The organism is Cellulomonas sp. NTE-D12 (assembly GCF_027923705.1).
Lineage (GTDB): Bacteria > Actinomycetota > Actinomycetes > Actinomycetales > Cellulomonadaceae > Cellulomonas.
In genome coordinates, this window is the sequence record NZ_AP026442.1 from 748,247 (window position 1) to 773,810 (window position 25,564).

The following is a 25,564-nucleotide window of genomic DNA, read 5'->3' on the forward strand; positions in this document are numbered from 1 at the left end:
CTAGTCCGGACGAGTGTCCCGTCGCCGACGACGGACCGCCGGCGCGACCGGCCACCCGCACAGCCACACGCACGGCCACACGCAACGACATGCACACGATGACGAGCACACGACGAGGAGTGCACCTGTCATGACAGCCACCACCGCCCCTGCGACCCGCGAGAAGCGCGGGATCCCCGGCCTCGCGCAGCTGCAGCGCGTCGGCCGATCGCTCATGCTGCCGATCGCCTCGCTGCCCGCTGCGGCGCTGCTGCTCCGGCTCGGGCAGCCGGACATGCTGGGTGCCGACGGGCTCGGCAAGCACGCGACCTGGCTGCAGCCCGTGGCCGACGTGCTCGGCGCGGCGGGCAACGCCCTGTTCGCCAACCTGGCCCTGCTGTTCGCGATCGGTGTCGCCGTCGGGTACGCCCGCAAGTCGGACGGGTCCACCGGCCTGGCGGCGGTGATCGGGTACCTGGTCTTCAAGGGTGTCACGGACGCCTTGTCGCCGTACATCCTCGGTAAGCCGAAGACGGGTGCCACGCAGGAGCTGATCAACTACAACGTCCTCGGTGGCATCGTGATCGGCCTGGTCGCGGCCCTGATGTACCAGCGATACTCCCGGATCAAGCTGCCGCCCTACCTCGCGTTCTTCGGCGGCCGACGGTTCGTCCCGATCGTGACGGCAGGCGCCTCGATCGTCGTCGGCGTCATCGCGTCGCTCATCTACCCGTGGTTCAACACCGGCCTGACCGCCGTCGGCAACTGGGTCACCGGCTCCACGATCCTCGGTGCCTTCGTCTACGGCACCGCCAACCGGTTGCTCATCCCGTTCGGCCTCCACCACCTGCTCAACTCGCTGCCGTGGTTCCAGTTCGGCTCGTACACCGACGCCACGGGTGCGGTGTGGAACGGCGACATCCGTCGCTTCCTGCACGGCGACCCGACTGCCGGCACGTTCATGACCGGCTTCTTCCCGATCATGATGTTCGCGCTCCCCGCCGCCGCCCTCGCCTTCGTGCACACCGCCAAGTCGAGCAAGCGCAAGGTGATCGCCGGCATCATGGGCTCGGCCGCGCTCGTCTCGTTCGTCACCGGCGTGACCGAGCCGCTCGAGTTCTCGTTCCTGTTCCTCGCCTACCCGCTGTACGTCATCCACGCCGTGCTCACGGGCACGTCCTTGGCGCTCGTCAACTGGTTGGGCATCCACGACGGGTTCGGCTTCTCCGCGGGCGCGATCGACTACCTGCTGAACTTCCGCATCGCGCAGAAGCCGCTGTGGATCATTCCCATCGGGCTGGTCTACGCCGTCATCTACTACTTCCTGTTCCGCTGGGTGATCACCAGGTGGAACCTGCGGACGCCGGGCCGTGAGGACGATGACGCGGTTGCCGACTCGAACAACATCCTGGTCGACCAGCCGGACGACGAGCCGGTGAGGAAGACGACCACCGCTGCGCCGGCCGCGCCGGCAGGGGGCGGCGCGACCGTCTAGCGAGGGCCGCCACAGACGAACGCCCGGCCGGGGACCGCTGCCCCGGCCGGGCGTCGTCGTGCGGGGTGCACCGGTCAGCCGGCGGACTCCAGGTACTGCACCAGCGCGTCGAGCGACGCATCGGCAGCTGCATCGTCGCTGGCCAGGATCACCTCGTCCCCGGGGCCTGCGCCCAGGCCCATCACGCTGAGGATGCTCGAGGCCGGCACGGGGTCGCCGTCGGCCTTGCGGATGGTGACCGCGACCGGCTGCTGCGCCGCGAGGTTGACGAACAGGGCGGCGGGACGGGCGTGGAGGCCTTCGGCGATGGCGACGACGGCACGGCGTTCGGGCATGGGCACCTCCGTTGGTGTGGTCCGGCGACGCGCCGGTGCGAGTGGTCTAGACCACCATAACGGACGGTGTCGCGGGTGACCACCGCGGGCTGACCACCTGGTCGGGCCCGCCGGGCGCGCTGTCGGTGGTGGCGCCTACGGTCGCGCCATGGTCTTCGCCAACGCAGGCACTCTCGGCACCGTCCCTGGCAGGCGCGACGAGCTGGTCGCTCACCTCACCCGGCGCAGCGATGCACTGGCTTCGCTCGGCTGCCTGCTCTACGAGGTGGGCGTGAACGACCAGGACCCGGACACCGTGTTCGTCGTCGAGCTCTGGGAGAGCGCCGCGGCGCACCGGGCGTCTCTGGAGCAGCCGGACGTCCAGGCGTCCATCGCCGCGGCGCGGCCGCTGCTCTCCGGGCAGTTCGGCGGCTTCGGGTTCGACGTCGTCGGCTCGCCTTTGCACGACTGACGCCCACCCGGTCGATCCAGGGTCAGTACTCGCCCTTGATGACGAAGAACGAGCCGCGGATGGTGCCCGCCAGCTTCGACCGCTGCCGCGCGAACTTGAACGCCGACAGCTCCTCGGGCACGTCCATGCCGTCGGACAGCTTGAAGCCGACAGCGCGCTTGCCGGCGTCCGCGACGGTCCACAGCACGTTGATGGACAGCCCCGACTCGTAGAAGACGTACGTCCAGCGGACGCCCTCGACCTCGAAGTCGGTGGCCTCGAGGGCGGGGGAGGCGATCACGATGCCGCGCTCGTCGGCCAGGATCCGTGCGACCCGCTCGACGGCGTCGTGCGCCTCGGCGGCGGGCTCGACGGTGAACACGTGCTGGTACTTGTTCCGGAAGTACCGCGCCTCGTTGGCGCGCAGCCCGGCGAGCGCGTCCGCCACCGGGGACGACTCGAGGCCGACGGTGGAGACGTTCTCGAAGTCGACGACGTACGGCACGGGTACCTCCGGTGGTGCTAGCGGTGAGGGCAGCCTAACGACCGCCGTACCGCCGGGGTGCCGAGCGCGCGGGCGCACCCGGAGGCCGTCACGCCATTCCGTAGCCCTCGCGGGGCACCGTGAGCGGCGCCGGGGCGACCGGCGCGGCGGGGCGCCGGCGGTGGGCGACGTGGACGAACCACAGCAGCACCGCCACGCCGGCCGTGGCGATCACCAGGTGGACGGTCACGGACGTCGAGCCGTCCCAGGTGGCCTGCAGCAGGACGGCGGCGACGAACGTGCCGACGAACGCCAGCACGGCACGCCCGCGGCGGGGCGCCGACGGGATGCGCCACAGCATCGCCACCACCATGCCGGTCCAGGCGATGTGGCAGGCCGGTGCCAGCAGGCCGCGCAGCAGCAGGGTGCTGTCCACCGCCGCGATGCTCCGGGCGGCGAGCAGCGTCTGGAACCCGTACCCCATCGTCTCCAGGGTGGCGAAGCCCATCCCCGACGCGATGCCGATCACCACGCCGTGGCGCGGGTCGTGGGGTCGCACGACGAGGAACACGAGGAAGGGCACGAGCAGCTTGGCCGACTCCTCGGCCAGCCCGACCGTGGTCATCGGCACGGTGCCGAGCCGCCGCAGGGCGCTGTACTCCAGGATCCCGGCGGTGACGGTGCCCGCGAGACCGCCGACGATTGCGACGAACGTCACCAGCGGGACGCGCACAGGTGGTACGCGACCGCCCTCGACGGCGAACACCAGCACGCTGATCGGCACCGTGATGGCGCCGATCAGCAGGAGCGACGGGAAGAAGTTGATGTTCTGGGTGGCGACCATGGTGCGCAGCACGATCACGTAGGCCACGACGCCCAGCACCAGGATGGCCAGCCACGACCAGCGGCGCAGCGCCGGCGGCGCGGTCCAGCCGCCGGTGGTCATCGGGGTGCGGCCCTCCAGCGGGACAGGGGCGATCCGGTCGTCGTCCGGTGCGGCCACGTCGTCCTCCAGTCGATCGACCGGTGCTCCTGCGTCGAGCGTGGTGACCCGGACGTCGGACGGCAAGCGCTGGCCTGCACAGCGCCCGCGACAGTCGCTCACCCGGTGGCGTAGGCGAGCTCGAGGTGGTCGTGGTGGTCGCCCCAGGTGAGGTCGAGCGACCAGCAGCCGGGGGCGGGCAGGTCGATGGTGGACGGTCCCAGACCGCCCTCGACCGCGCGGGTGGCCGTCATTCCGGTGGCCGTCAGGGTGGCGCGGATCTGCAGGGGTGTCCCGACGGGGGAGGCCACCCGGGGGACCCAGAGGATCTTGTTGTTCCGACCGGCCACCGGCGGGGCCACCAGCGGGTCGTGGGTCGCCCACAGGATCGCGACGATGTCCCCGGCGTCACTGAGCACGTACGGCACGGGGACGTCGGGCGGGGTGAAGCCGCCCCGCGCCCAGGTGGGCAGCGGCACCGGGGAGTAGTCGGTGCGGCAGCCGGCGTCGGACGGAACGGCTGACGCCGCGGCGGACGGCGCGCCGGCGCTGCCCGCCGACGGTGCCGAGGTCGCGGTCGAGGAACCGGCCGGCGGCGTCGGGGACGAGGTGGAGCCGCCGGCGGTGCAGCCGGCGAGCAGGAGCCCGCCCACCAGCAGGCTCGGCAGGAGACTGGACAGGACCACGGACGTCGGCCGTCCCATGACGGGAGGCTACGTCCGTCCCGTCCGGATCTCGATGGGCAGAGCACGCGCGGGGCGCTGCCCGGACTAGCCCAGCCGCGGCAGGGTCTGGTCGTGGAGCAGGACGCCGCGGAACGGGTCGCCGCGCTCGGCGATCCGGTCGAGCACCGTGCGGACGGTGAACGCGTCGGGGCGCAGCCAGTCCTCGTCCAGCTCGTCCCAGGTGATCGGCGTCGACACCGGGGCACCGGCCGCCGGGCGCGGGCTGTACGGAGCGACCAGCGTCTTGTTGATCGCGTTCTGGGTGTAGTCGAGGCGCGCCTTGCCGCCGCGCTCGCGGACCTCCCAGCGCCAGCTGACCAGGTCCGGGATCACCGCGCCGACCGTGCGGGACACCCGCTCCACCCAGTCGCGGGTCTCGTCGAACGACGGTCCCTCCGTGATCGGGATCCACACTTGGATGCCGCGCCGGCCGGTCAGCTTGGGGTAGGCGCGCACCTTGAGGTGGGCGAGGGCGTCCCGGTGCAGGCGAGCCATCGCCAGCAGGTCCTCCCAGCGCGTCGAGGTGCCGGGGTCCAGGTCGACCATCGCGTACGACGGGTTGTGCGGGTGCGACGTCGTCGAGGTCCAGGCGTGCCACTCCAGGCCACCGAAGTTGGCGGCCCAGACGAGGGCGGCGGGCTCGTCGACCACCAGGTACGTCGTCGTCTCGCCCTCGTCGGCCTCCGGGTTGTCCCAGCGGGTCAGCCAGTCGGGGGCGTGGTCGGGCAGCTGCTTGTGCCAGAAGCCCGGCTTGTCGGCGCCCTGCGGGTAGCGGTGCAGGTTGAGCGGCCGGCCGGTGAGGTAGGGGAGCACCACCGGGCCGATCCGGGCGGCGTAACGCAGCAGGTCGCGCTTGGTGACCGGCGGCTCGCCGGCGCGGCCCGGGAACAGCACCTTGTCGAGGTTGGTGACCTTCAGCGCGCGGCCGTGCACGTGCCAGGTGCCGCCGGTGCCGAGGGCGTCGAGCTCGGCGAGCTCGTCGGGCGTGGGGTGGGACAGGTCGACGGTCCGAAGGTCCACCTCGGCCTCCGCGGCGGGGACGCCCGAGCGCCACAGGCGGTCCGGGTCGGCGGCGACCTCGTCGTTGGTGCGGCCCGACAGCACCGAGGTGGGGTGGTCCTCCGCGTCCCAGCCGTCGGACGCGAACTCGTCGTGCTTGTGCAGCAGCAGCCACTGCTCCTTGCCGCCGGTGTCCGCGGCACCCGTGCGGACCAGGACGAACGTGCCGCGCAGCCGCTCGCCGTGCAGCGTGGCGTGCAGCTCGCCGGCGGCGACGGCTGCCACCGGGTCCTCGCCGGGGTTCGGCTCCCACGTGCCGGCGTCCCACACGATCACGTCGCCCCCTCCGTACTGGCCGGCCGGGATCACGCCCTCGAAGTGCTCGTACTCCATCGGGTGGTCCTCGACGTGCACCGCCATCCGCCGGACCCCCGGGTCGAGGGTCGGTCCCTTGGGCACCGCCCAGCTGGCCAGCACGCCGTCCATCTCGAGGCGGAAGTCGTAGTGGAGGCGGCGGGCGCGGTGGCGCTGGACGACGAAGCGGCGGGCGCTGGGCGCCGCGGCATCGGGTGTCGTGGCGGCAGACGCGTCCCGGCTGGTGTCGCCCGACGGCTCCGGCGTCCGGTCGAAGTGCCGCTTGGCGCGGTACCGGCCGAGCCGCTGCTCGGCGTCGTCGTGCGAGTCCGCGTCGTCGTGCGCGCGTGCCATCTGCCTCACCGCCCTGGTCAGCCGGGTTGCGGCACCAGGCTCGCGCCCGAGCCCGTGACCCGCACCCCGACACGTTCGCTGCTGGCACCACCGCACCGGCCCGACCCACCCCGGGTGGACACCGTAAGGTCGCGCCCGGCGCGGACGCAGCCGAGATGAGCACATTCGACGCGAGACGAGCACTTCGGTGTGCCCATCTCGCGTCAAAGTGCCCATCTCGCCCGGGGGCGTGGGGATAGGAGGTGGGGCGCGCGGGGCGGGTGCGCGGTCAGGCGGTGATGCGGCGGGACGGCCACCACATCGACCGGCCCAGCTCCTGGCCGAGCGCGGGCACCAGCAGCGACCGCACCAGCACGGTGTCCAGCAGCACGCCGAACGCGACGATGAACGCCAGCTGCAGCAGGAACAGGATGGGGATCACCGCCAGCGCGGCGAAGGTGGCGGCCAGCACCACGCCGGCGGAGGTGATCACCCCGCCGGTGATCGCCAGGCCGCGCGTCATGCCCGTGCGTGCGCCGGCGTGCAGCGCCTCCTCCCGCACGCGGGTCATGAGGAAGATGTTGTAGTCGATGCCCAGCGCGACCAGGAAGACGAACCCGAACAGGGGCACGGCGGGGTCGGCACCGGGCAGCTTCAGCACGTGGTTGAACACCAGCGCCGAGACGCCGAGGGTCGCGCCGAACGACAGCACCACCGTGCCGACCAGCAGCAACGGGGCGACGACCGCCCGCAGCAGCAGCACCAGGATCACCAGGATCACCACCAGGACCAGCGGGATGATCAGGTTCCGGTCGTGCACCGAGGCGTCGTCGGAGTCGACCGCGGTGGCCGTCGCGCCGCCGACCAGGACGTCGCCGCCCAGCGCGGTGCGCAGCTGGCGCACCGTGCGCTCGGCGGCGGCGGAGTCGGGGGCGTCCTTGAGCGTCGCCTCGAGCAGCACGTCACCGTTCGCCACCGTCGGCGCGGGCGCCGGCGTGCCGGGGATCACCGGCTGCACGCCGTCGGCCGTCACCGGCGCCTGACCGCTCGGCGAGGCGGCGCTCACCACGGCGACGGACTGCACACCGGGCGTGGCCAGCAGCGTCGCGGTGGTCGGCTGCAGCCGGTCCGAGGCGACGATCACCTGCACCGGGCTCCCGGAGCCGCCGGGGAAGTGCTGGGCGAGCTCCTGCTGACCGGTGCGCGCCTCCGAGTGCCCCAGCACCAGGTCGCTCGACGGGACGCCGGACGCCCGCAGCTGCAGCACCCCGGCGCTCGCGGCCAGCAGCACCACCACACCGACCACCCACACGGGCCGGGCACGCCGGACGACGAACCGCGGGACCCGCGCCCACAGGCCGCGCGTCGGCACGGGGTCGGCGCCGGCGGCGTCGGGCGCGTACCGCGGACGGCGCGGCCAGAAGGCGGCCCGGCCCAGCAGCAGGAGCAGCGACGGCAGCAGGGTGAACGCCGCGAGCATCGCGAACACGATGCCGACGGCCGCGATCGGGCCCAGCGCGCGGTTCGACTGCAGGTCGGACAGCAGCAGCATCAGCAGACCGGCGATCACCGTGCCGCCCGAGGCGAGGATCGGCTCGAACGCCCCGCGCAGGGCCGCCCGCGTCGCGTCCCACCGGTGCTCGTGCGCGCGCAGCGCCTCGCGGTAGCGGGAGACGTACAGCAGCGAGTAGTCCGTGGCGGCGCCGATCACCAGGATGAACAGGATCCCCTGGGTCTGACCGCTCAGCGGGAACACCCCGGCCTTGGCGATCCACCACACGGTGAACAGGGCGGCCGTCAGCGCGAACGTGCTGGTCAGCAGCACCACCAGCGGGAGCAGCGGCGACCGGTAGACCACCACCAGGATCACGAGCACGGCCGCCACGGCGACCAGCAGCAGGATGCCGTCGATCCCGCCGAAGGCCGTCACCAGGTCGCCGGTGAACCCCGCCGGTCCCGTGACGTACGCGGTGGTGCCGGACGGCACCAGGCCCGGCAGCGCCGACCGCATGGCGGCGACGGTGTCCGCGACCGCCGCCGACGCCTTGACCGGGACGAACAGCTGGGCCGCGGTGCCGTCCTGGGACACGATCGGCGGGCTCGGCTGGCCCGACACGCCCTGGATGCCGGCCAGGGCCTTCGGCACGGTGGCGAGCTGCGTCTTCTGCGCGTCGGTCAGCGGCGAGCCGGCGGTGACCAGCACCACCGCCGGGATGGTGTCGCCGCCGAGGAACTGCGGCAGCCGCTCCTGCACGCGGGTCGCCTGCGCGCTGGTCGGCAGGTACGCCGTCGGCTCGTTGGACGACACCTCGGCGATCCGGCCGAAGTACGGGCCGCCGACGCCGCCGACGGCCAGCCACACCAGCACCAGCACCACCGGCAGCACGATGCGCAGCGTGCGGGTGCCCCGGCCGGGACCGGTGGTGCGGGCGGACGTCATGCGGGTCTCCTCGGTGATGCCCTGGGCGCCCGATCGGGTGACGGGGCCGGGCGGTGGGGTCGAGCTCGGGGGCGGGGTCGACGTACGGACGCGGGTCATCGGTTCATCCCGATCGCGATGAGGATCAGGGTGACGGCGAACCCCACCAGGTAGTTCACCAGCAGGAACCGCCGCCAGCCACGGTTCGCGGTGCCGGACTCGCTGTCGGGAACCGAGCGGAACGGCCACGCCAGCGCCAGGTACGGGATCACCAGCGGAGCGGCCAGCACCCCCGGGAAGGGCTCGAGCAGCAGCAGCGCCCCGGCCGCCGCCCACAGCGTCAGCGACAGCCGGACCGTCCGGGCCGCACCGAGCACGGTGGCCACCGACCCGATGCCGGCCTCGCGGTCCGGCACCACGTCCTGCACCGCGCCGAACGCCTGCGCCGCGACGCCCCACAGGAAGAACGCCACCAGGGCCACCACCGCCGGACGGCTCCACGCGCCGCCCGCCAGCACCAGGCCGTACACGGCCGGGCTGGTGAAGTGGGTGCTCGACGTCAGCGAGTCCAGCACCGGCCGCTCCTTGAACCGGAGCCCCGGCACCGAGTACGCGGCCACCGCGAACAGCGACACCGCCAGCACCACCCACGACGCCGGCCCGCCCAGCAGCACCAGCGCGACGACGAACGGCACGCACGTCACCACGGCCGCCACCAGCGTGGCCCGGTGCACCCCCGGTTCGAGCAGCGCCCCCTCGACACCGCCCTTGCGGGGGTTCGCCGCGTCGGACGCGTAGTCGAACACGTCGTTGATCCCGTACATCGCCAGGTTGTACGGAACCAGGAAGAAGAGCGTGCCGATCACCCATCGGACGTCCACGTGCCCGCCGGCCAGCAGGTAGGCCGCCCCGAAGGGGTAGGCCGTGTTGACCCAGCTCAGCGGGCGGGACGCCGCCAGCAGCCGCGGCACCAGAGGTGGCAGCAGCGGTCTACGCGTGGTCAGCACGGGTCCTCCTGCGGGTCAGCTCCCACACGGCCGGCAGCAGCACGGCGGCGGCGAGGGGGTAGGAGAAGTCCTCGACGGGCGCGCGGCCGATCGCCAGCCCCGAGGCGTGCAGGCGGGAGTAGTCGTCGACGCCCGCAGCGAGCATCACGTTGTCGAAGACGGCGGTCAGCGCGACCAGCGCCACGGCGGCGACGAGGGTCGGGACGAGGGGGATGCGGCGGCCGGCTCGTCGGGCGGCCACGGTGGCGACCAGGCGCACGACGACGGCGAACGCGACCAGGCCGAGCGCCAGCTGGGGGTACGTCATGGCCGGCCCCCGGCGTGCAGTGCGGCGCTGCGCTCGCCGTGGGCGACCTGCGCACGGCCGGCGCGCACCCCGGTCCGAGCCCCCGCGACCAGCCGCTCCGAGCCGGTGACCAGCACCATCGCCAGGTAGCAGAGGAACGCCAGGAACACCGGTTCCTCCAGCGGCAGCTCCGGCGCCAGCAGCACGCCCGTCATCACCCGGGTGGGCGCCCGGAAGAACAGCCCGTTCGCGATGCCCACCGCGTCGGCCGCGAGCAGCACCACGAGCCCGCTGACCAGCACGATCGCCGCCCGTCGGGCGTCCTGCCACACGAACAGCCGCCAGCGCCGGTCCACCAGCGCGACGCCGGCCGCCGACACGAGCAACGACCCCAGGTACGCGAACCTCATGCCGGCACCCTCGCCGGCACGGGCAGCGGCGCGGCGGTCCGGTCCCCGCGCACCCGCTTGGCCACCAGCTCGGCGCTGATCAGGCACATCGGCACGCCGATGCCCGGGATGGTGCTGGCGCCCGTGAACAGCAGGCCGGACACCCGTCGGGACGCGTTCGGCGACCGGAGGAAGGCGCTCTGCCGCAGCGTGTGCGCCGGCCCCAGCGCGCTGCCGGACCACGACTGCAGGTCGGTGGCGAAGTCGCCAGGGGCGACGGTGCGCCGCACCACCACCCGGTCGGCGAGGTCGTGCGCGCCGGTCCATGTGGCGATCTGCTCGATGGTGCGGTCGACGAACCCCTCGACGCGCTGGTCACCGGCGCCCTCGATCCCGCCGTGCCCGATGCCCGGGTCGGCCGGGACCGGCACGAGGACGAACAGGTTCTCGTGGTCGGCGGGTGCCACCGTCGGGTCGGTGGCGCTCGGCTTGCCGATGTACAACGACGGGTTCGCGGGCAGGCCCCGACCGCGGGACAGAGCGGCGAAACCGCCGTCCCAGTCGTCCGCCAGCAGCAGCGTGTGGTGCGCCAGCTCCGGCAGCCGTCCGCGGACCCCGAGCATCGCCAGCACGGCACCGGGGCCGGGGTCCTTGTGCCGCCACCACCGCTCGTCGTGGTCCCGGTTCGGGGCGTCCAGCAGCATGGTCTGGGTGTGGTGCAGGTCGGCACCGGAGACCACCAGCTCCGCCTCCACCCGGTGCTCCACCCCGAGCCCGTCCCGGTACAGCACGCCGCGAACGGCGCCGTCCTTGACCAGGATCCGGTGCACCCGCGCGCCCGTGACCAGGCGCGCACCGGCGCAGGCCGCCAGGTCGGCGATCGTCTGGATCACCCGGGCGAACCCGCCGTCCGGGTACCGCACGTCGTCGTTCACGTCGAGGTGGCTCATCAGGTGGTACATGCTCGGCACCCGCATGGGCGACCCGCCGAGGAACACCGCGGGGTAGCCGAGCAACCGTCGCACGCGGGAGTCGCTGGTCCGGGTGCGGATCTCGGCGTCCAGCGACCGGGTCAGCAGGCGCGCCAGGCGCGGGAGCCGTCCGAGCAGTGCGGGGTCCAGGAACGGGCCCACCGAGTCGAAGGAGCTGTAGAGGAACTTCTCCAGCGCCAGCCGGTACGTCTCGCCGGCGGAGTCGAAGTACGCGTCCAGGCGGTCGGCCGAGCCGGGATCCAGCGCGGTGAGCGCCGCCCGTGCCTCCGGACCGCCGGCCGGCAGGTCGAACGGCACCGGGTCGCCCTCGAAGTACGCCCGGTACCCGGGGTCGAGCCGGCGAAGGGTCAGCTGCTCGTCGGCGGAGGTGCCCATCAGCCGGTAGAAGTGGTCGAACACCTCGGGCATCAGGTACCAGGACGGTCCGGTGTCGAACCGGAACCCTCCGGACTCCCACGAGCCGGCGCGGCCACCGAGCTGCGGCAACGCCTCGAGCAGCGTCACCTGGTGCCCGTCGGCCGCGAGCAGGGCAGCGGTCGCCAGCCCCGACACGCCGCCGCCGATCACGACGGTGTCCAGCGGCCGGCTCATGACAGCGCCCCGGTGTTCAGCGAGGGCGCGAGCGTCCACCGCAGGGCGAGCGCCAGCTTCACGGGCGCGGGGACGGACACTCGGGTGCTCGCCAGGCGGGAGGCGGGCGTCCGCTCGAGCCGACGCAGCAGCTCGCCGAACAGGGCGGTGGCCACCAGCACCGGGCGGCGGCAGTCGCCGGGCAGGTACCGGACCGCGGCGCGGGCTGCCCGCAGGTCGGCCCGGATGTCGTCGACGACGGCCGTCTTCTGCTCGTCCGTCAGGCCGGAGCCCGACACCCCGGGCAGGTACGAGCGACCCAGCTGCCCGCGGTCGTGCGCCACGTCCCGCAGGAAGTTCACCTTCTGGAAGGCGGCGCCCAGCCGGGCGGCACCCTCGTCGAGCCGCGCTGCGGTCTCCGCCGCCACCGGCCTCCCAGCCAGGAACACCCGCAGGCACATCAGCCCCACCACCTCGGCAGACCCGTGCACGTACGTCCGGTACTCGGCCTCGTCGAAGGCCACGTGGTCCAGGTCGCGCCGCATCGAGGCGAAGAACGCCCTGGTCAGCGCGGGTTCCATGGCGGCCTCGCGGGCGACCGCCGCGAAGGCGTGCACCACCAGGTTCGCGCTGAACCCCGTCGCCACCGCGCGCTCCGTCTCGCGCTCCAGCTCGTCGAGCACCCGTGCCCGGGCGGCGCGGTCCAGCCCCGCCTCGGCCGCCGTGCCGTCCACGATCTCGTCGGCGATCCGCACCAGCGCGTAGATCGAGGCGATCGCCGCCCGGCACCGGCGGGGGAACAGGCTGGTCGCCAGCCGGAACGACGTGGAGTACCGGCGGATCACCGGTGCCGCGGCCACGCGCGCGGTGCGGTCGTACAGCGCCAGGCCCGTCTGGCGGCTCATGACCGTCGCTCCGCCGCACGCTCCGCCTCGGCGGCGAGCAGCCGGGCCAGGGCGGCCGGCAGGTCGGCGCCGGCGATCAGGGTCAGCGCGGCGTCCCGCTCGTCGTGGACCTCCTGCTCCAGCCGGGCCCGCGCACCGGACGCCTCGAGAGCCGCCCGCAGCACCTCCGCACCGACCTCGTCCAGGTCCTCCCGGCCGAACAGGTGCGCTGCCGCCGACCACTCCGCGGTGCCGCGCGCGTACGCCACCAGCAGGGTCTGCTTGCCCTCCCGCAGGTCGTTCGAGCAGCTCTTGCCGGTCTCCGCCGCGCTGCCGAACACTCCCAGCAGGTCGTCGCGCATCTGGAACACCAGGCCCAGGCGGTGGCCGATCGCGCCGAGGCGGTCGCCGAGCCACTCCGGGGCACCGGCCAGCAGCGCGGCGGCGCGCAGCGGCAGCTCGAGGGAGTAGTGGGCGGTCTTGTCGGCCATCAGCCGGCGGATGTCCGACGGCGCCGGGGCGGCGAGCCCGGCGGCGTACGTCACGTCGGCCAGCTCGCCGGCGGCGGCGCGGTAGACGCTCTCGTCCACCAGCTCGACCAGGGCCGTGCGGCGGGCGTGGTCGAGCTCGAGCCGGGCGGTGATCCGCAGGGCCGACGTCAGCAGCAGGTCCCCGGCGAGCAGCGCCGCCTGCTCACCCCAGCGCCGGGCGGGGTGCTCGGGCAGCCCCTCGGCACGGGCGGCCTGCTCGAACGCACCGACCACGTTCAGCACGCCGCGCCGCTCCACGTCGCCGTCGATCACGTCGTCGTGCACCAGCAGGGCCGTGTGCAGCAGCTCTACCGCGACGGCGAGCTCGACGGCCGGCTCCAGCCGGGTGCCGCCCAGGTGCAGGAACGTCGCGAGCAGCAGGCGGGGCCGCAGCCGCTTGCCGCCCTGCGTCATGGTGCGCACCGCCCGCCACAGCTGCTCGTAGTGCGGCCCGTGCGCCCTGGAACGGCGCAGCGCCTCGTCGAGCACCAGGTCCAGGCGCCGCTCGACCTCCGCCATCGCCGCGGCGAGGTTGGGCAGCACCAGCGGGGCGGCCGGGCGTGCGACGGGCTCGACGAGCGGGGCGGAGGCCGCGAGGTCGTGGGTCATACCGGGTTCTCCCTGGTGAAGTTGTGCAGCTGGTCGATCTGCAGCGCGAACCACGGGCTGAAGGCCCAGGGCGCCAGGTGCACGGCGGCGGACAGGCGGGCGGGGTCGACCCACACCGCCTCCATCACCTCGTCCGGGTGCGGCACGACGAGGGACGACGTGACAGCCGAGAAGACGGGGCACACCTCGTTCTCCACGACGCCCGAGGCGTCCACGGCGAGGTACCGGAAGTCGGGGAGCTCGGCGTGGAGTCCCTCGACCTCCACGCCGAGCTCGAGCCGTCCGTGCCGGCGGACGGCGTCCTCGAGCTGCTCACCCGGCCCCGGGTGACCGCAGAACGAGTTGGTCCACACCCCCGGCCACGTCCGCTTGGACAGCGCCCGACGGGACACGAGCAGCCGCCCGGAGGTGTCGTACAGGTAGCAGGAGAAGGCCAGGTGCAGCGGCGTGTCGGCACCGTGCACCTGCGCCTTGGGCGCCGTGCCGATCGGGGTGCCGTCCTCGGACAGCAGCACGACCTCGTCCATCGTTCGTCTCATTTCGCTAGCCAGGTGAGAAGTAAGGTAGGCGAGATACTTCCATTCGGCTAGTGTTTCTCGCGTGCCGGATGACGAACCGATCACCGAGATCGCCCTCGGCTTCCACGACCCGCGCGTGGTGGACCGGGGTGGGCGGCTGGTGCACACGTCGGGGCTTCCCGATGCGGAGGTGGGTCAGGTGGTCCGGGTGATGGACGCGCTGTTCCGCTGGCGCGAGGCCGAGCAGCGGTCCAGCCGCGCCTCGCGGGCATTCATGCAGCTGGGCGAGACGGACATGAAGGCGCTGCGGTTCGTCATCGTCCGCACCGAGCAGGGGCACCACGTCACCGCCCGGGAGATCGCCGACCACCTGGGCATCTCCAGCGCGTCCACCACCAAGCTGCTCGACCGCCTCGAGGCGGGCGGGCACATCCGGCGCACGCCGCACCCGACCGACCGGCGTGCGATCGCGGTGGTGGTCACCGCCGAGACCCGTCGTGCTGCCGAGCAGACGGTCGGGCGGGAGCACGCGCGCCGGTTCCAGGTCGCAGCCGCGCTGACGCCCGACGAGCGGGAGACGGTGATCCGGTTCCTCGACGCGCTCAGCGCCACCACCACGCCGGACGAGGGGACCGGGGCGGAGGCGGACGGCACCGGACCGCCGGCCGAGGGCTGACCCGCCGGGGTGGCAGCACTGCAGGGCCTGCTCGTCTCCTGCTGACCGGGCGGATCCGACCGGCTGATCCCCCTGGTCGGGGGCTTGCGCCGCTGACCTGCACCGGTCGACGATCGAAGCGCCCGCCGACGGGCTCGCCGACGGTCTCTGTGCGGCAGTCGCGAAGGTGGTCGGCGTGGATCGCAGGGGCGCGTCCGTGCGCACGTTCGGCGTCGAGGAGGAGTTCCTGCTCATCGACCCGCAGTCCGGTTGCGCCGTCCCGGCGGCGCCCCAGGTGCTGGCGGGGGTGGACGACGTGCCGGCCTGGTCCGACGAGTCGGGGGACGACCCGCAACCGGGCGCCCCGCCGACCTGCCCCCGGCGCAGCGAGCTCACCATGGAGCTGCAGCAGCAGATGCTCGAGGTGGCCACGCCACCACGGACCGAGCTGGCCACGCTCGCGGACGATCTGCACCGGCTGCGCCGCACCGCCGATGCCGCCGCGCGCCGAGCCGGGCTCCGGGTGGCGGCCCTCGGCACGTCGCCGCTACCGGCGCGGCCGCGCATCAGCCCGTCGCCGCGGTACCAGGCGATCGGCCGTGCACTCGCCATCGCCTGCGACGAGCAGCTGACCTGCGGCTGCCACGTGCACGTCGCGGTCGGCTCGCCCGACGAGGGCGTCGCGGTGCTGGACCGCATCCGGCCCTGGCTCCCGGTGGTCGCGGCCGTCGCCACCAACTCGCCGTTCTGGAACGGCGTCGACACCGGGTACGCCAGCTACCGGACCCAGTCGTGGAGCCGGTGGCCGGGGACGGGGCCGACGGAGGTGTTCGGCTCGGCCGCTGCGTACCGCCGGCTGGTGGACGACATGATCGGCACGGGCACCCTGCTGGACGAGGGGATGGTCTACTTCGACGCCCGGCTGTCCCGGCGGTACCCGACGGTCGAGGTGCGCGTCGCCGACGTGTGCCTGGACGTGGCGGACGCCGTGCTGGTCGCGGCGCTGTGCCGGGCGCTGGTCGACACGGCGGCCGGCGAGTGGCGCGCCGGTGCTGCGGCGTCGGGCGAGCCCGCCGCGCTGCTGCGGCTGGCGTCCTGGCGGTCCAGCCGGTCCGGCACAGACGGCGACCTGGTGGATCCGCGCACCCACCGGCTCCGTCCGGCCGCCGACGTGCTGGTCGGGCTGGTGGGCCACGTCGAGGCCGCGCTGCACGCCAACGGCGACCTGGACGTGGTGCGCGAGTCGATCCGGCGCGTCGTGGCGCAGGGCACCGGTGCGCGCGCGCAGCGGGAGTCGGTGGCCCGGCACGGCCGGCTGGACGCGATGGTGCTGGAGGCCGTCGAGCGCACCTGCGCGTGAGGTGGGGCCCCGCCCACGCCACCGGTGCGCCCGCTCACTAGGCTGGAGCTGCGCTCCGGCGCAGGCGCCGGGTGCGAGCCGGCCGCTCGACCGACTCACCGATCGCCACAGGCGGGAGGACAGGTCGTGAGCATCTCCAGTGCCGATCAGAAGGAATCGTCCGGGCGGATCGTCGTCGGCGTCGACGGGTCCGCCTCCTCCAAGGCCGCGCTGCAGTGGGCGGTGGCCCAGGGCCGGCTCACGGGGCAGCCGGTCGAGGCGGTGATGTCCTGGGACTACCCGGTGAACTACGCGGTCGCCGCCCTCGGCACGTTCGAGTGGGCCGGCAGCGCGACGCTGGCCCTCGAGAACGCCGTCAAGGACGTGCTCCAGGGCGACGAGGCGGTGCACGTGCGGCAGCGGGTGGAGCAGGGGCACGCGGCACGGGTGCTGCTCGACGCAGCCCGTGACGCGGGGCTCGTCGTGGTCGGCAGCCGCGGGCACGGCGGGTTCACCGGTCTGCTGCTCGGTTCCGTGAGCCAGCACGTGGTCACGCATGCGCACTGCCCGGTGGTCGTGGTGCACGCGCCGGCCGTCACTCACGGGACGACGGAGGCCTGAGGCCCTCGCGGCCGGGCGGCCCTCCGGACCCGGCCGCCACCGGTCGCGGCCGGGTCCGGAGGGCTGATGCCGCTCGGGTGATTCGCCGCTGAGTGCCGCATCCGCGTGCGCTCGCCTGGCTAGGGTCGCGCCATGTCCGCGCCGCAGCCGCCTGTCGCCGAGCTGTCCGACGACGACGTCGTCCGTCTCTTCACCACTCTGACCGTCGGGTTCGCCGGCGGTCTGGTACTCGTCCTGGGGATCGGCGTGCTGTTCCTCGTGCCCGGCGCGCCGCTGGGCACGACGGGTGCCGCCGTCGGCGTCGGGCTCGCGGTCGTGTCGTGGTTCGGCAGCCGCTGGGTCGCGGGGTGGGCAGCCTCGAACGCCGCGCGCAGCGCCCGGCTGCGTTCGCGTGCCTCGAACGGCGAGCAGGCGACCCCGGTCGCGGGCCGCTCCGACGGTGCGAACGGCGTCGCCCGAACCATCGCCTTCATCGGGATCGGCGTCGCAGAGTTTCCCGGGCTCATCGGGCTCGTCATCGGCCTGCAGCTGCACGACATCGGGCCGTTCGTGATCGCGCTGCCGGTCGCGGTGGCCGCGGTGGTCCTCAACGCGTCCGGACCGGGCGCGATGCGGCGGCACCTGCAGCGGGTGCGCTCGGGGCGGACCGACTAGAGGTCGTTGCCGGCGTAGGACTGGTTGAAGCTCTTGTTGGCCAGGGGGAAGTCCGGGACGATCGTGTCCGCAAGCGCGACCGGCAGCGCCGGCCACGTGAAGAACGACGGGTCGACGATCGCGGCCCTGGTCAGCCGGCCGGCGGCGTCCAGCTCGACACGGTGGCACGCGGTGCCGCGCCAGGCCTCGACGAGCGCGAGCCCGTGGGCGGCGGGGGTCGGGACGTCGTCGTCGACCGGCTCTGCGCCGGCTGCGTACTCCGCGCCGGCTGCGTCGTCCGCGGGCGCCCGGAGGTCCGGGGTGGCCGCACCGGTGCCGAGGTGCCCGCCGAGCCTGTCGACGAGGTCGGCGATCAGGGCGGCGCCGACCGCCACCTCGTCGGCGCGCACCGTGAACCGCGCCATCGCGTCGCCGGTCTCGGCCGTGCACACCTGGAACGACGTGCCGAGATCGACGAACGGGTGGTCGCGACGAGCGTCCACGTCCAGCCCGCTGGCCCGCGCGACGTAGCCGAGCACGCCCATCTCGGCAGCCTGCTGGCGGTGCAGCACGGCCGTCCCCGTGAACCGATCCACCAGCACGGCAGTGCCCAGGGCGATGCGGACCAGCTCGGCCACCTCGGCGGCGACGGAGCGGACCAGCTCGACGTCCGGCAGCGCCCGCAACCCGGCCGAGCCGATCCCGATGCCGCCGCGCAGCAGCCGATGCCCGGTGACCAGGGCGTTCGACCGGAGCAGCTGCTCGCGCAGCCGCAGCGTGTGGGTCTGCAGGATGCCGAGGCCGACGTCGTTGGCCATCGCGCCGAGGTCGGCGACGTGGCAGTGCAGCCGCTCGAGCTCCAGCAAAAGCGCGCGCACCAGCCGGTCCTGCTCGCCGACCTCGATGCCGAGCGCGTCCTCCACCGCCATCGCGAACGTCAGCGCGTGCCCCACGGCGGTGTCGCCGCTGATCCGCTCGGTCAGGGGCAGCGCCTGCTCCGGCGTCCGTCCCTGCAGGTGCTTCTCCAGGCCACGGTGGACGAACCACAGTCGGGCCTTCATCCGGACGATGGTCTCCCCGACCACCGAGAACCTGAAGTGACCCGGCTCGATCATCCCGGCGTGCACCGGCCCGACTGGGATCTCGTAGACGCCCTGGCCCTCGACCGGCACGAAGGCGAAGCCGCTCTCGTCCGGACCGAACGCCGGGTCGGTCGCGGCGTCCCCACGCATCGGGTACCAGCCGGCGGGCCAGTGGGCGTGCCGGGTCAGGCGCCGGGGACGCACGTGGTCGCGGGGCTCGATGCCAAAGCCGTCGCGGATGGCGCGCTCGAACCGGCCGGCCGGGAACGAGATCGTGGACAGGGACGGGACCCACGCGTCGTCGCGCGGCACGGCGACGGTCAGCTCGGTGCGCCGGTCGGTGGCCGGGTCGGCGAACGCGTAGACCACGCGGAAGCCGGGGGCGCCGTCGTCGTGCGCGTCGACCAGGGCGAGGCGGTGGCCGGCCGCGAGGTGGGCCTCGACCTGGGCGGGCAGCTCCGCGCGGGTCACGGTGCGGGCGTCGCGCGCCGGGGCGGCCGGGTCCGGTGCAGCGGGGTCGAGTGCAGCGGGGTCGGGTGCGGTGGGGGAGGACGGCTCCACCGGGCTCGTCGGACGAGGCGCGGTCATGACAGCCCCAGCACGGCGGCCGCCCGCGTCAGCACGTCACCGACCGGCGTGGCGACGAACCCGATCACCGCCGTGGTGCCCAGCGCCAGGACCAGCGGCAGCACGGGGCCGCGGTCGGCGCCGTGGGCCTGTGGTGGGGCCGGCGCCGGGGCCAGCGTGGCGACCGCGACCGGCGCCGACCCGTCGGGTGCGGAGGTGGTCGTCGTCGTGCGCTCGTCGTGAACCGCGTGCGCCTGGTCGGGCGGGCGCTGCGCCGGACCGAGCGTCATCGCCGCCGTTGCGCGGACCAGGCCCGCGACCACCACCAGCAGCAGCGCCACGACCAGGGCCATCGCCCAGCCGAGCCCCGCCCGCCAGCCGGCCAGCACGATCGCGACCTCGGAGAAGAACAGCGCGAACGGCGGGAAGCCGAGCAGTGCGGCCATCCCGACGACCAGCGGCACCGCCAGGTCGGCACGGCGGCTCAGCAGGCCGCGGACCTCGGCGATCGTCGTCGTGCCCTCCGATGCCAGCATCCGCCCCGCCACCACGAACAGGCTCGCCTTGGCCAGGCCGTGCCCGATCAGGTGCAGCAGCACCGCGGCCAGCGCCACCGGACCGCCCACGGCGGCCCCCACCGCGAGGACGCCCATGTGCTCGATGCTCGAGTACGCGAGCATCCGCTTGTGGTCCCGCTGCCGCAGGATCAGCGCGCCGGCGACGGCGAGCGAACCGAGGCCGGCCGTCAGCAGCAGTCCCCGCACCAGTCCGGGCCCGATCACCACGGCGGCAATCGCGCGCACCCGCAGGATCGCGTAGAACGCGACGGCCAGCAGCACACCGGACATCAGCCCCGACACCGGCGCCGGCGCCTGGCTGTGGGCGTCCGGCAGCCACGAGTGCATCGGCGCCAGCCCCGCCTTGGTCGCGAACCCCAGCACCGCCAGCCCGGCGGCCACCTTCACCAGCGCGGGGTCCAGCGGCAGCTCACCGCTGACCAGCCGGGTCCAGGACAGGGTCGGCTCGCCGGCGCTGCGGCTCGCGGCGTACAGCAGCACGGTGCCGAGCAGGGCGATCGCGATGCCGACCGAGCCGAGCACCACGTACTTCCATGCCGCCTCGAGGGAGCGGGCGCCGCCGCGGTGGCCCACCAGGAAGGCGGTGGCGATGGTGGTCGCCTCGACGGCCACCCACAGCACCCCGAGGTTGTCCGTGGTGACGGCGATCGCCATCGCACCGAGGAACACGCACACCAGGGCGGCGTAGCGGCGCTCGCTGCGGGTGGCTCCGGACCCGTGCGCGGACGCCGCTGGGGACGTCCGCGGCTCCAGTCCCGCCCAGGTGGCGGTCAGGCCGACGGCGCCGACCACCGTGAGCATCAGGGCGGACAGCGCATCGGCGCGCAGCAGGTCGCCGCCGAGCGTCGGGACGGCACCGCGGTGCCGTAGCAGCGCGACGCCGGTCGCCAGCAGGATCGCGCTGACCAGCACGCCCGACAGGCGGGTGGTCGCCGCGGACAGCGCGGCGAGGGGACGCGCGCCGGGTCGCGGCCCAGCGAGGCTCGGCACGGCCGGTCGCGGTGCGGCGGCCGCCAGCCCCGCGAGGAGGGCCGCAACCGGTGGCAGAAGCAGGAGCAGACCCATCAGTCCCTCAGCTCCGTCATCGAGTCGAGCGTGGTGGACCCGACCTGGGCGTGGATGCGTCGGGACAGCACCGCGAGGATCAGCACCACCAGCAGCACGTCGGACGAGATGCCGAGCTCCACCGCGAACGGCACGCCCGCCGCCGTCAGGAACGCGACGGTCGCGATGCCGTTGTCCAGCACCAGGAAGCCGACCAGCTGCGACATCGCGCGGCGCCGGCCGACCAGCAGCAGGAAGCCGATCAGCACCATCGCGATGCCGACCGGCACGGCGAAGGCGGCCGGGCCGGCGGTCCCCGCGGGGGTCGGCGCACCGGTGTGCTCCGCGACACCCTCCGAGATCGGCCGGCTGACCAGGTACGCGACCGTGGTGAGCAGCGCGACCAGCACCAGGCCGGCCGTCGGGTTGAGGCGTGGACCGTCCTCCCGGGCCGCGTCGCCGGCCTCGATCCCGGCGCGCAGCCGGCGGCCGAGCACCCACGGCAGCAGCCAGCCGCGGAGCGCCAGCACCAGGACGGCGACCAGCAGCAGCTCGGCGCGGGACGTGCCGGGTCCCCCGGACAGGCCGATGGTGGTCGCGAGGGCCGCCAGCGCGACGCCCTGCAGCATCAGCAGGCGCACCTGTGCCGACAGGTCGCGCCGCCAGACCAGCAGCACGGAGGTGACCAGCAGGGCGCCTGCGGTCAGCGCCACCACCTGCGTGGCGACGGACCCGGACGGGGACATGGCGACCTCTCGGACGGCGTTCATGCGGCGGCGCTCATGCGACGGCGGCTCAGGCGACCAGGTACGACGCGGTGACGGCGAGGAAGGCCAGCACGAACGAGCCGGCCAGCAGCTCCGGCACCCGGAACAGGCGCAGCTTGGCCATGCCCACCTCGGCGGTGGCCAGCAGGGCGGCGAGCAGCGCGAGCTTGCCGGCCAGCGCCAGGGTGCCCAGCAGCAGCGGTCCGGCGCCGACCGTCGCCGCGACGCCCCACGGCAGCAGCAGGTTGCCGACCAGCCCCAGCAGCACCGACAGCCGCAGCCACGACGCGAGGTCCACCCAGGCCAGGTCGCGGCCCGACTGCTCCAGCACCATCGCCTCGTGGATCATCGTCAGCTCGAGGTGCGTGGACGGGTTGTCGATCGGCAGCCGTCCCGTCTCGGCGAGCACCACGATGCCCAGCGCCACCACGGCCAGCACGCCGGCGGGGGAGATGATGCCGGCCGGGTGGTCGCGGCGCGCCGCGACGATCAGCGGCAGCGCCGAGCTGCCCACCGGGATGGACAGGGCGTACACCGACACCAGCACGGTCGGCTCCACCAGCGCCGCGATGGTCATGTGCCGGCTGGACCCCATGCCGCCGAACGCCGAGCCGGCGTCGAGCCCCAGCAGCGCGATCGCCACCGTGCCGAGCAGCAGCACGGACACCACCACGAACAGGTCGCCGGGCACCAGCGCGACCGGCACCGCGCCGACCGACGGCACCAGCGCGGCCAGCAGCAGGCTCGAGACGAGCAGCACCAGCGGGGCGGCCACCGTGACGACGCTGGTGCCCGCGGCGCGCAGCGGCGTCTTGGCCAGCAGCTTGCGCAGGTCCCGCCACGGCTGGAGCACGCCGGGGCCGGCGCGGCCCTCGAGCCGAGCCCTCGTCTGGCGCGTCACGCCGATCACCAGGGGCGCGAACGCGACGGCGACCAGCACCTGCACCAGGGCGAGCAGCAGCGCGGTGCCGCTCATACGACCACCACCAGCAGCACCGCGACCAGGGCGGTGAACGAGAACGCGAGGTAGCGGTGGATCGACCCGTTCTGCACCCGGCGGGCGCGGTCGGCCAGGGCGTCCGCAGCGCGGACCAGGGGCCGGTACAGCCGCGCCTCCACCACGTCGTCCACGCGCTGGGCGAAGCGGACGCGCTCCGCCAGGTACGCCGACTCCGCGACGTGGGTGACCACCACGTCCCGGGAGGGCTGCAGCGCGTCGTCGAAGATGCGCATCACCGGCTCGGCGTAGGACGTGGCGTTGTACTGCATGCGGGGGCTGGTGCGGACGCCGCCGCAGCCCCAGCCGAGCACGTCGGTGGTGGCGGGCCGCCGCCGGGCCAGCACCAGCGTGACCACCAGCGCGGGCACCGCGACACCGACACCGAGGCCCAGCAGGGCGACCGGGCTCAGCACCGCGCCCACCCCGCGCAGCTCCACGCCACCCAGGCCCACGGTCCGCACGGCACCGTCCACGCCCGCCGCGGCCGCAAGCACCCGTGCCAGCGGCCCCGGCAGCACCCCGAGGCCGACGACGCCGACCGCGCCGGCCAGCATCGCGACCCGCATGCTCCACGGCCCCTCCTGCGCGCCGAGCACCGCCACCGACCGGGCGCGAGCCAGGAACCCGATGCCGAACGCCTTGACGAAGGTGACCAGCGCCAGCCCCGCGGTCAGCGCCAGTGCGGCGAGCGCCAACGGGATCGCGACGGCCACCACGCGGTCCGCCGGTCGAGCCGAGTGGATCAGCGCCTGCAGCAGCGTCCACTCCGCGACGAACCCGCCGGTCACGGGCAGCGCCGCCGCCCCGAGCGCGCCGATGCCGAACGTCGCCGCCGTCCACGGCATCGCGTGCACCAGGCCGCCGAGCCGGTCCAGGTCCCGTTCACCGGTGGCGCGCAGCACCGCACCGGCCCCGAGGAACAGCGTCGCCTTGAACGCGGCGTGGCTGACCAGCAGCAGCAAGGCCGCCAGCAGTGCGGCGCTCGCGGCACCGGGCACGTGGTGGGTGGTCAGCAGCATCGCGGTGCCGAGGGCGACGGCGACCAGGCCGAGGTTCTCCGACGTCGAGTAGGCGAGCAGCCGCTTGAGGTCGGTGGCGACCCCGGCCTGCAGGATGCCGTACACCGCCGAGACGGCACCCAGGCCGATCAGCAGCACGCCCCACCACGTCGGGCCGCCGGGCAGCAGCCGTACGCCGACCAGCAGCAGGCCGTACGCACCCAGCGACACCATCGCGGCGCTCATCAGGGCGGACGCGTGGCTCGGTGCCTCCGGGTGGGCGCGCGGCAGCCACACGTGCAGCGGCACCAGGCCGGCCTTCGCGGCGAAGCCGACGACGAGCAGGACGAACGCGCCGGTCGCCGCGGCGCCCGTCGGCCGCGCGGCCGCCATCGCGGCGAACTGCGTCGACCCGGTTGCGGCGGAGAGCGCGGCAAACCCGGCGAGGATCAGCACGAGGCTGAGGTGCGTCATCACGGCGTACCAGACGGCCGCGTCGCGCACGGTGGCGCGGTGGGCGTGCTCGGCGAGCACCAGGACGGTCGACGCCGCGGCCATCAGCTCCCAGGCGAGCAGGAAGCCGACGACGTCGCCGGCGGCCGGCACCAGCTGCATGCCGAGCAGGAACAGGGCGAGCGCGGCCCACTGGGTGCGCGACGCCGAGGCGCCGTGCGCGTAGCCGATCGCGTAGACCGAGGCGACCACTCCGACGGCGCCGACCAGCACCATCAGCAGCCCGCCCAACCGGTCGGGCGCCAGCACCATCGGCGGCAGGGGGAGTGCGGTGGCGACGTGCACCGTCACCGTGCGGCCGCCGAGCACCAGCGCGCCCGTCACCGCTCCGGCGGCTCCCAGGGCCGCGCACAGGGCACCCGCCAGCACGTTGCGGACGCGCCCGCGGGTGCCGATCGCCGCCACGACGGCGCACGCCGCCAGCACCACCTGCGCCAGCAGACCCCACGCCACGGCGCTCATCGGCCGGTGACCTGCCGCAGCGCGGCGACGATGTCCGCCGGGGCCGGAGGGCAGCCCGGCACCGACAGGTCGACCGGGACCACGTCGGATGCAGCCCCGACCACGCCGTAGGCGCCGCGGAACATCCCGCAGTCGCGGGCGCAGTCCCCGACGGCCAGCACCACGCGGGGCCGCGGGGTCGCCTCGACGGTCAGCCGCAGCGGCTCGGCCATGTTCCGGGTCACCACGCCGGTGACCAGCACCGCGTCGGCATGCCGCGGGGAGGCGACCAGGCGGGCGCCGTAGCGCTCGGCGTCGTAGACGGGGCCGAAGGCGGCGGCCAGCTCGATCTCGCAGCCGTTGCACGAGCCGGCGTCGACGTGCCGCACCTGGACGCTGCCGCGCAGCTCGCGGGGGAGGTCGCGAGCGGGGAGGTCGTCCGCCGACGCGGTCGGAGAGCCGTCGGCCCCCTGCGCCGACGGCTGCTCCGAGGGTGCGGCGGGCGCCGGCTCGGCGATCCGGCCGGTGCGCCGGATCAGCCGGGCCAGGTCCACCAGGCTCATGCGCGCACGGACCCCTGGTCGGTCGCCGGTGCCGCGCCGTCCTCGAGCTCCGCCTTGAGGTTCTGCTGCTCGGTCAGCAGGTCCGCCAGCAGCCGCCGGGCGATGCGCAGCAGCTCCGACACCGCCGGCAGGCTGGCGGCGTAGACCACCTCGCCACCCTCGCGCCGCTGGCTGACCAGGCCGGCCCGGCGCAGCACCGCGAGCTGCTGCGACAGGTTGGACTGCTCGATGTCGATGCTGGCCAGCAGCTCGTGCACAGGGCGGTCGCGCTCGGCAAGCAGCTCCAGCACGCGGATCCGTGCGGGGTGCCCGAGGGTGCGGAACAGCTCGGCCTTGACCTTGTAGAGCTCGCTCACGGCACCTCCTCGCTCGGGCGACGGCTGGACGACTCGCGCACGTTAGCAGAACAAAGAATCTTCAAGTCGCCTCGTCTCAGCAGTCCG

General features: G+C 74.2%; 26 protein-coding genes. 6 read left to right on the top strand and 20 right to left on the bottom strand.

Annotated elements, in window-relative coordinates; genetic code table 11:
- The first annotated feature begins 130 nt into the window (after positions 1 to 130).
- On the top strand, positions 131 to 1,474 hold the full coding sequence (locus QMF98_RS03465) for a PTS transporter subunit EIIC (RefSeq protein ID WP_337974680.1): 1,344 nt from the start codon (positions 131 to 133) through the stop codon (positions 1,472 to 1,474).
- Between the two features lie 74 nt (positions 1,475 to 1,548).
- Here QMF98_RS03465 and QMF98_RS03470 read toward each other — a convergent pair whose 3' ends face one another.
- Complete coding sequence (locus tag QMF98_RS03470) at positions 1,549 to 1,809, bottom strand: HPr family phosphocarrier protein (protein ID WP_337974681.1); 261 nt, start codon at positions 1,807 to 1,809, stop codon at positions 1,549 to 1,551.
- Positions 1,810 to 1,957: 148 nt separating this feature from the next.
- Between QMF98_RS03470 and QMF98_RS03475 the strand changes: the two genes are divergently transcribed.
- The gene (locus QMF98_RS03475; RefSeq protein WP_337974682.1) at positions 1,958 to 2,260 is read left to right on the top strand and encodes a putative quinol monooxygenase; all 303 of its coding nucleotides are present in this window, start codon (positions 1,958 to 1,960) and stop codon (positions 2,258 to 2,260) included.
- A 22-nt stretch (positions 2,261 to 2,282) separates the two neighbouring features.
- Here QMF98_RS03475 and QMF98_RS03480 read toward each other — a convergent pair whose 3' ends face one another.
- From QMF98_RS03480 to idi, 12 genes are all read right to left on the bottom strand, one after another.
- Positions 2,283 to 2,744, bottom strand: coding sequence for a DUF8821 family protein (locus QMF98_RS03480; RefSeq protein ID WP_337974683.1), 462 nt, complete (start codon positions 2,742 to 2,744; stop codon positions 2,283 to 2,285).
- Positions 2,745 to 2,832: 88 nt separating this feature from the next.
- On the bottom strand, positions 2,833 to 3,726 hold the full coding sequence (locus QMF98_RS03485; protein ID WP_337974684.1) for a PrsW family intramembrane metalloprotease: 894 nt from the start codon (positions 3,724 to 3,726) through the stop codon (positions 2,833 to 2,835).
- A gap of 98 nt (positions 3,727 to 3,824) precedes the next feature.
- Positions 3,825 to 4,409: a hypothetical protein gene (locus QMF98_RS03490; RefSeq protein WP_337974685.1), complete on the bottom strand. Its 585-nt coding sequence runs from the start codon at positions 4,407 to 4,409 to the stop codon at positions 3,825 to 3,827.
- A gap of 66 nt (positions 4,410 to 4,475) precedes the next feature.
- The gene (gene ligD, locus QMF98_RS03495) at positions 4,476 to 6,137 is read right to left on the bottom strand and encodes a non-homologous end-joining DNA ligase (protein WP_337974686.1); all 1,662 of its coding nucleotides are present in this window, start codon (positions 6,135 to 6,137) and stop codon (positions 4,476 to 4,478) included.
- A gap of 268 nt (positions 6,138 to 6,405) precedes the next feature.
- Positions 6,406 to 8,556: an MMPL family transporter gene (locus QMF98_RS03500; RefSeq protein ID WP_337974687.1), complete on the bottom strand. Its 2,151-nt coding sequence runs from the start codon at positions 8,554 to 8,556 to the stop codon at positions 6,406 to 6,408.
- 95 nt (positions 8,557 to 8,651) lie between these two features.
- Positions 8,652 to 9,542 carry a prenyltransferase gene (locus tag QMF98_RS03505; protein ID WP_337974688.1) on the bottom strand — a complete coding sequence of 297 codons (891 nt, stop codon included), beginning with the start codon at positions 9,540 to 9,542 and terminating at the stop codon, positions 8,652 to 8,654.
- Positions 9,526 to 9,849, bottom strand: coding sequence for a lycopene cyclase domain-containing protein (locus QMF98_RS03510; RefSeq protein WP_337974689.1), 324 nt, complete (start codon positions 9,847 to 9,849; stop codon positions 9,526 to 9,528). The genes QMF98_RS03505 and QMF98_RS03510 overlap by 17 nt, the downstream gene beginning before the upstream one ends.
- Positions 9,846 to 10,238 carry a lycopene cyclase domain-containing protein gene (locus QMF98_RS03515; RefSeq protein ID WP_337974690.1) on the bottom strand — a complete coding sequence of 131 codons (393 nt, stop codon included), beginning with the start codon at positions 10,236 to 10,238 and terminating at the stop codon, positions 9,846 to 9,848. Before QMF98_RS03515 ends, QMF98_RS03510 begins: the two co-directional genes overlap by 4 nt.
- Entirely contained in the window at positions 10,235 to 11,800 is a 1,566-nt protein-coding gene (gene crtI, locus QMF98_RS03520) for a phytoene desaturase family protein (RefSeq protein ID WP_337974691.1), read from the bottom strand. Before crtI ends, QMF98_RS03515 begins: the two co-directional genes overlap by 4 nt.
- Positions 11,797 to 12,684 (bottom strand): phytoene/squalene synthase family protein, encoded by an 888-nt coding sequence (locus QMF98_RS03525; protein WP_337974692.1) that lies wholly within the window; start codon positions 12,682 to 12,684, stop codon positions 11,797 to 11,799. The genes crtI and QMF98_RS03525 overlap by 4 nt, the downstream gene beginning before the upstream one ends.
- A complete protein-coding gene (locus QMF98_RS03530) occupies positions 12,681 to 13,802 on the bottom strand; it encodes a polyprenyl synthetase family protein (protein WP_337974693.1) in 1,122 nt (373 codons plus the stop codon). Before QMF98_RS03530 ends, QMF98_RS03525 begins: the two co-directional genes overlap by 4 nt.
- Positions 13,799 to 14,329, bottom strand: coding sequence for an isopentenyl-diphosphate Delta-isomerase (gene idi / locus QMF98_RS03535; RefSeq protein ID WP_337974694.1), 531 nt, complete (start codon positions 14,327 to 14,329; stop codon positions 13,799 to 13,801). The genes QMF98_RS03530 and idi overlap by 4 nt, the downstream gene beginning before the upstream one ends.
- Before the next feature lie 73 nt (positions 14,330 to 14,402).
- On the opposite strand from idi, the gene QMF98_RS03540 reads away from it, so the two are divergent.
- The 4 genes from QMF98_RS03540 (at position 14,403) to QMF98_RS03555 (ending at position 17,589) form a co-directional block, all read left to right on the top strand.
- A complete protein-coding gene (locus QMF98_RS03540; protein WP_337974695.1) occupies positions 14,403 to 14,996 on the top strand; it encodes a MarR family winged helix-turn-helix transcriptional regulator in 594 nt (197 codons plus the stop codon).
- 175 nt (positions 14,997 to 15,171) lie between these two features.
- Positions 15,172 to 16,335 carry a carboxylate-amine ligase gene (locus QMF98_RS03545; protein ID WP_337974696.1) on the top strand — a complete coding sequence of 388 codons (1,164 nt, stop codon included), beginning with the start codon at positions 15,172 to 15,174 and terminating at the stop codon, positions 16,333 to 16,335.
- Positions 16,336 to 16,461: 126 nt separating this feature from the next.
- Positions 16,462 to 16,935, top strand: a complete 474-nt coding sequence (locus QMF98_RS03550) for a universal stress protein (RefSeq protein WP_337974697.1) — start codon at positions 16,462 to 16,464, stop codon at positions 16,933 to 16,935.
- A gap of 132 nt (positions 16,936 to 17,067) precedes the next feature.
- Positions 17,068 to 17,589 (top strand): hypothetical protein, encoded by a 522-nt coding sequence (locus tag QMF98_RS03555; protein ID WP_337974698.1) that lies wholly within the window; start codon positions 17,068 to 17,070, stop codon positions 17,587 to 17,589.
- Here QMF98_RS03555 and QMF98_RS03560 read toward each other — a convergent pair.
- Genes QMF98_RS03560 through QMF98_RS03590 form a run of 7 tightly spaced genes read right to left on the bottom strand, consistent with a single transcriptional unit; the run spans position 17,586 to position 25,477 of the window.
- A complete protein-coding gene (locus tag QMF98_RS03560; RefSeq protein WP_337974699.1) occupies positions 17,586 to 19,238 on the bottom strand; it encodes a hydrogenase large subunit in 1,653 nt (550 codons plus the stop codon). The two genes, QMF98_RS03555 and QMF98_RS03560, sit on opposite strands and share 4 nt — an antisense overlap.
- A complete protein-coding gene (locus QMF98_RS03565) occupies positions 19,235 to 20,860 on the bottom strand; it encodes a proton-conducting transporter transmembrane domain-containing protein (protein WP_337974700.1) in 1,626 nt (541 codons plus the stop codon). Before QMF98_RS03565 ends, QMF98_RS03560 begins: the two co-directional genes overlap by 4 nt.
- A complete protein-coding gene (locus QMF98_RS03570; protein WP_337974701.1) occupies positions 20,860 to 21,609 on the bottom strand; it encodes a hypothetical protein in 750 nt (249 codons plus the stop codon). Before QMF98_RS03570 ends, QMF98_RS03565 begins: the two co-directional genes overlap by 1 nt.
- Positions 21,610 to 21,634: 25 nt before the next feature.
- Complete coding sequence (locus QMF98_RS03575) at positions 21,635 to 22,582, bottom strand: respiratory chain complex I subunit 1 family protein (RefSeq protein WP_337974702.1); 948 nt, start codon at positions 22,580 to 22,582, stop codon at positions 21,635 to 21,637.
- Positions 22,579 to 24,579, bottom strand: coding sequence for a proton-conducting transporter transmembrane domain-containing protein (locus QMF98_RS03580; protein ID WP_337974703.1), 2,001 nt, complete (start codon positions 24,577 to 24,579; stop codon positions 22,579 to 22,581). Before QMF98_RS03580 ends, QMF98_RS03575 begins: the two co-directional genes overlap by 4 nt.
- On the bottom strand, positions 24,576 to 25,121 hold the full coding sequence (locus QMF98_RS03585; protein WP_337974704.1) for an NADH-quinone oxidoreductase subunit B family protein: 546 nt from the start codon (positions 25,119 to 25,121) through the stop codon (positions 24,576 to 24,578). Before QMF98_RS03585 ends, QMF98_RS03580 begins: the two co-directional genes overlap by 4 nt.
- Positions 25,118 to 25,477: an ArsR/SmtB family transcription factor gene (locus QMF98_RS03590; protein ID WP_337974705.1), complete on the bottom strand. Its 360-nt coding sequence runs from the start codon at positions 25,475 to 25,477 to the stop codon at positions 25,118 to 25,120. The genes QMF98_RS03585 and QMF98_RS03590 overlap by 4 nt, the downstream gene beginning before the upstream one ends.
- Between the last annotated feature and the right edge of the window lie 87 nt (positions 25,478 to 25,564).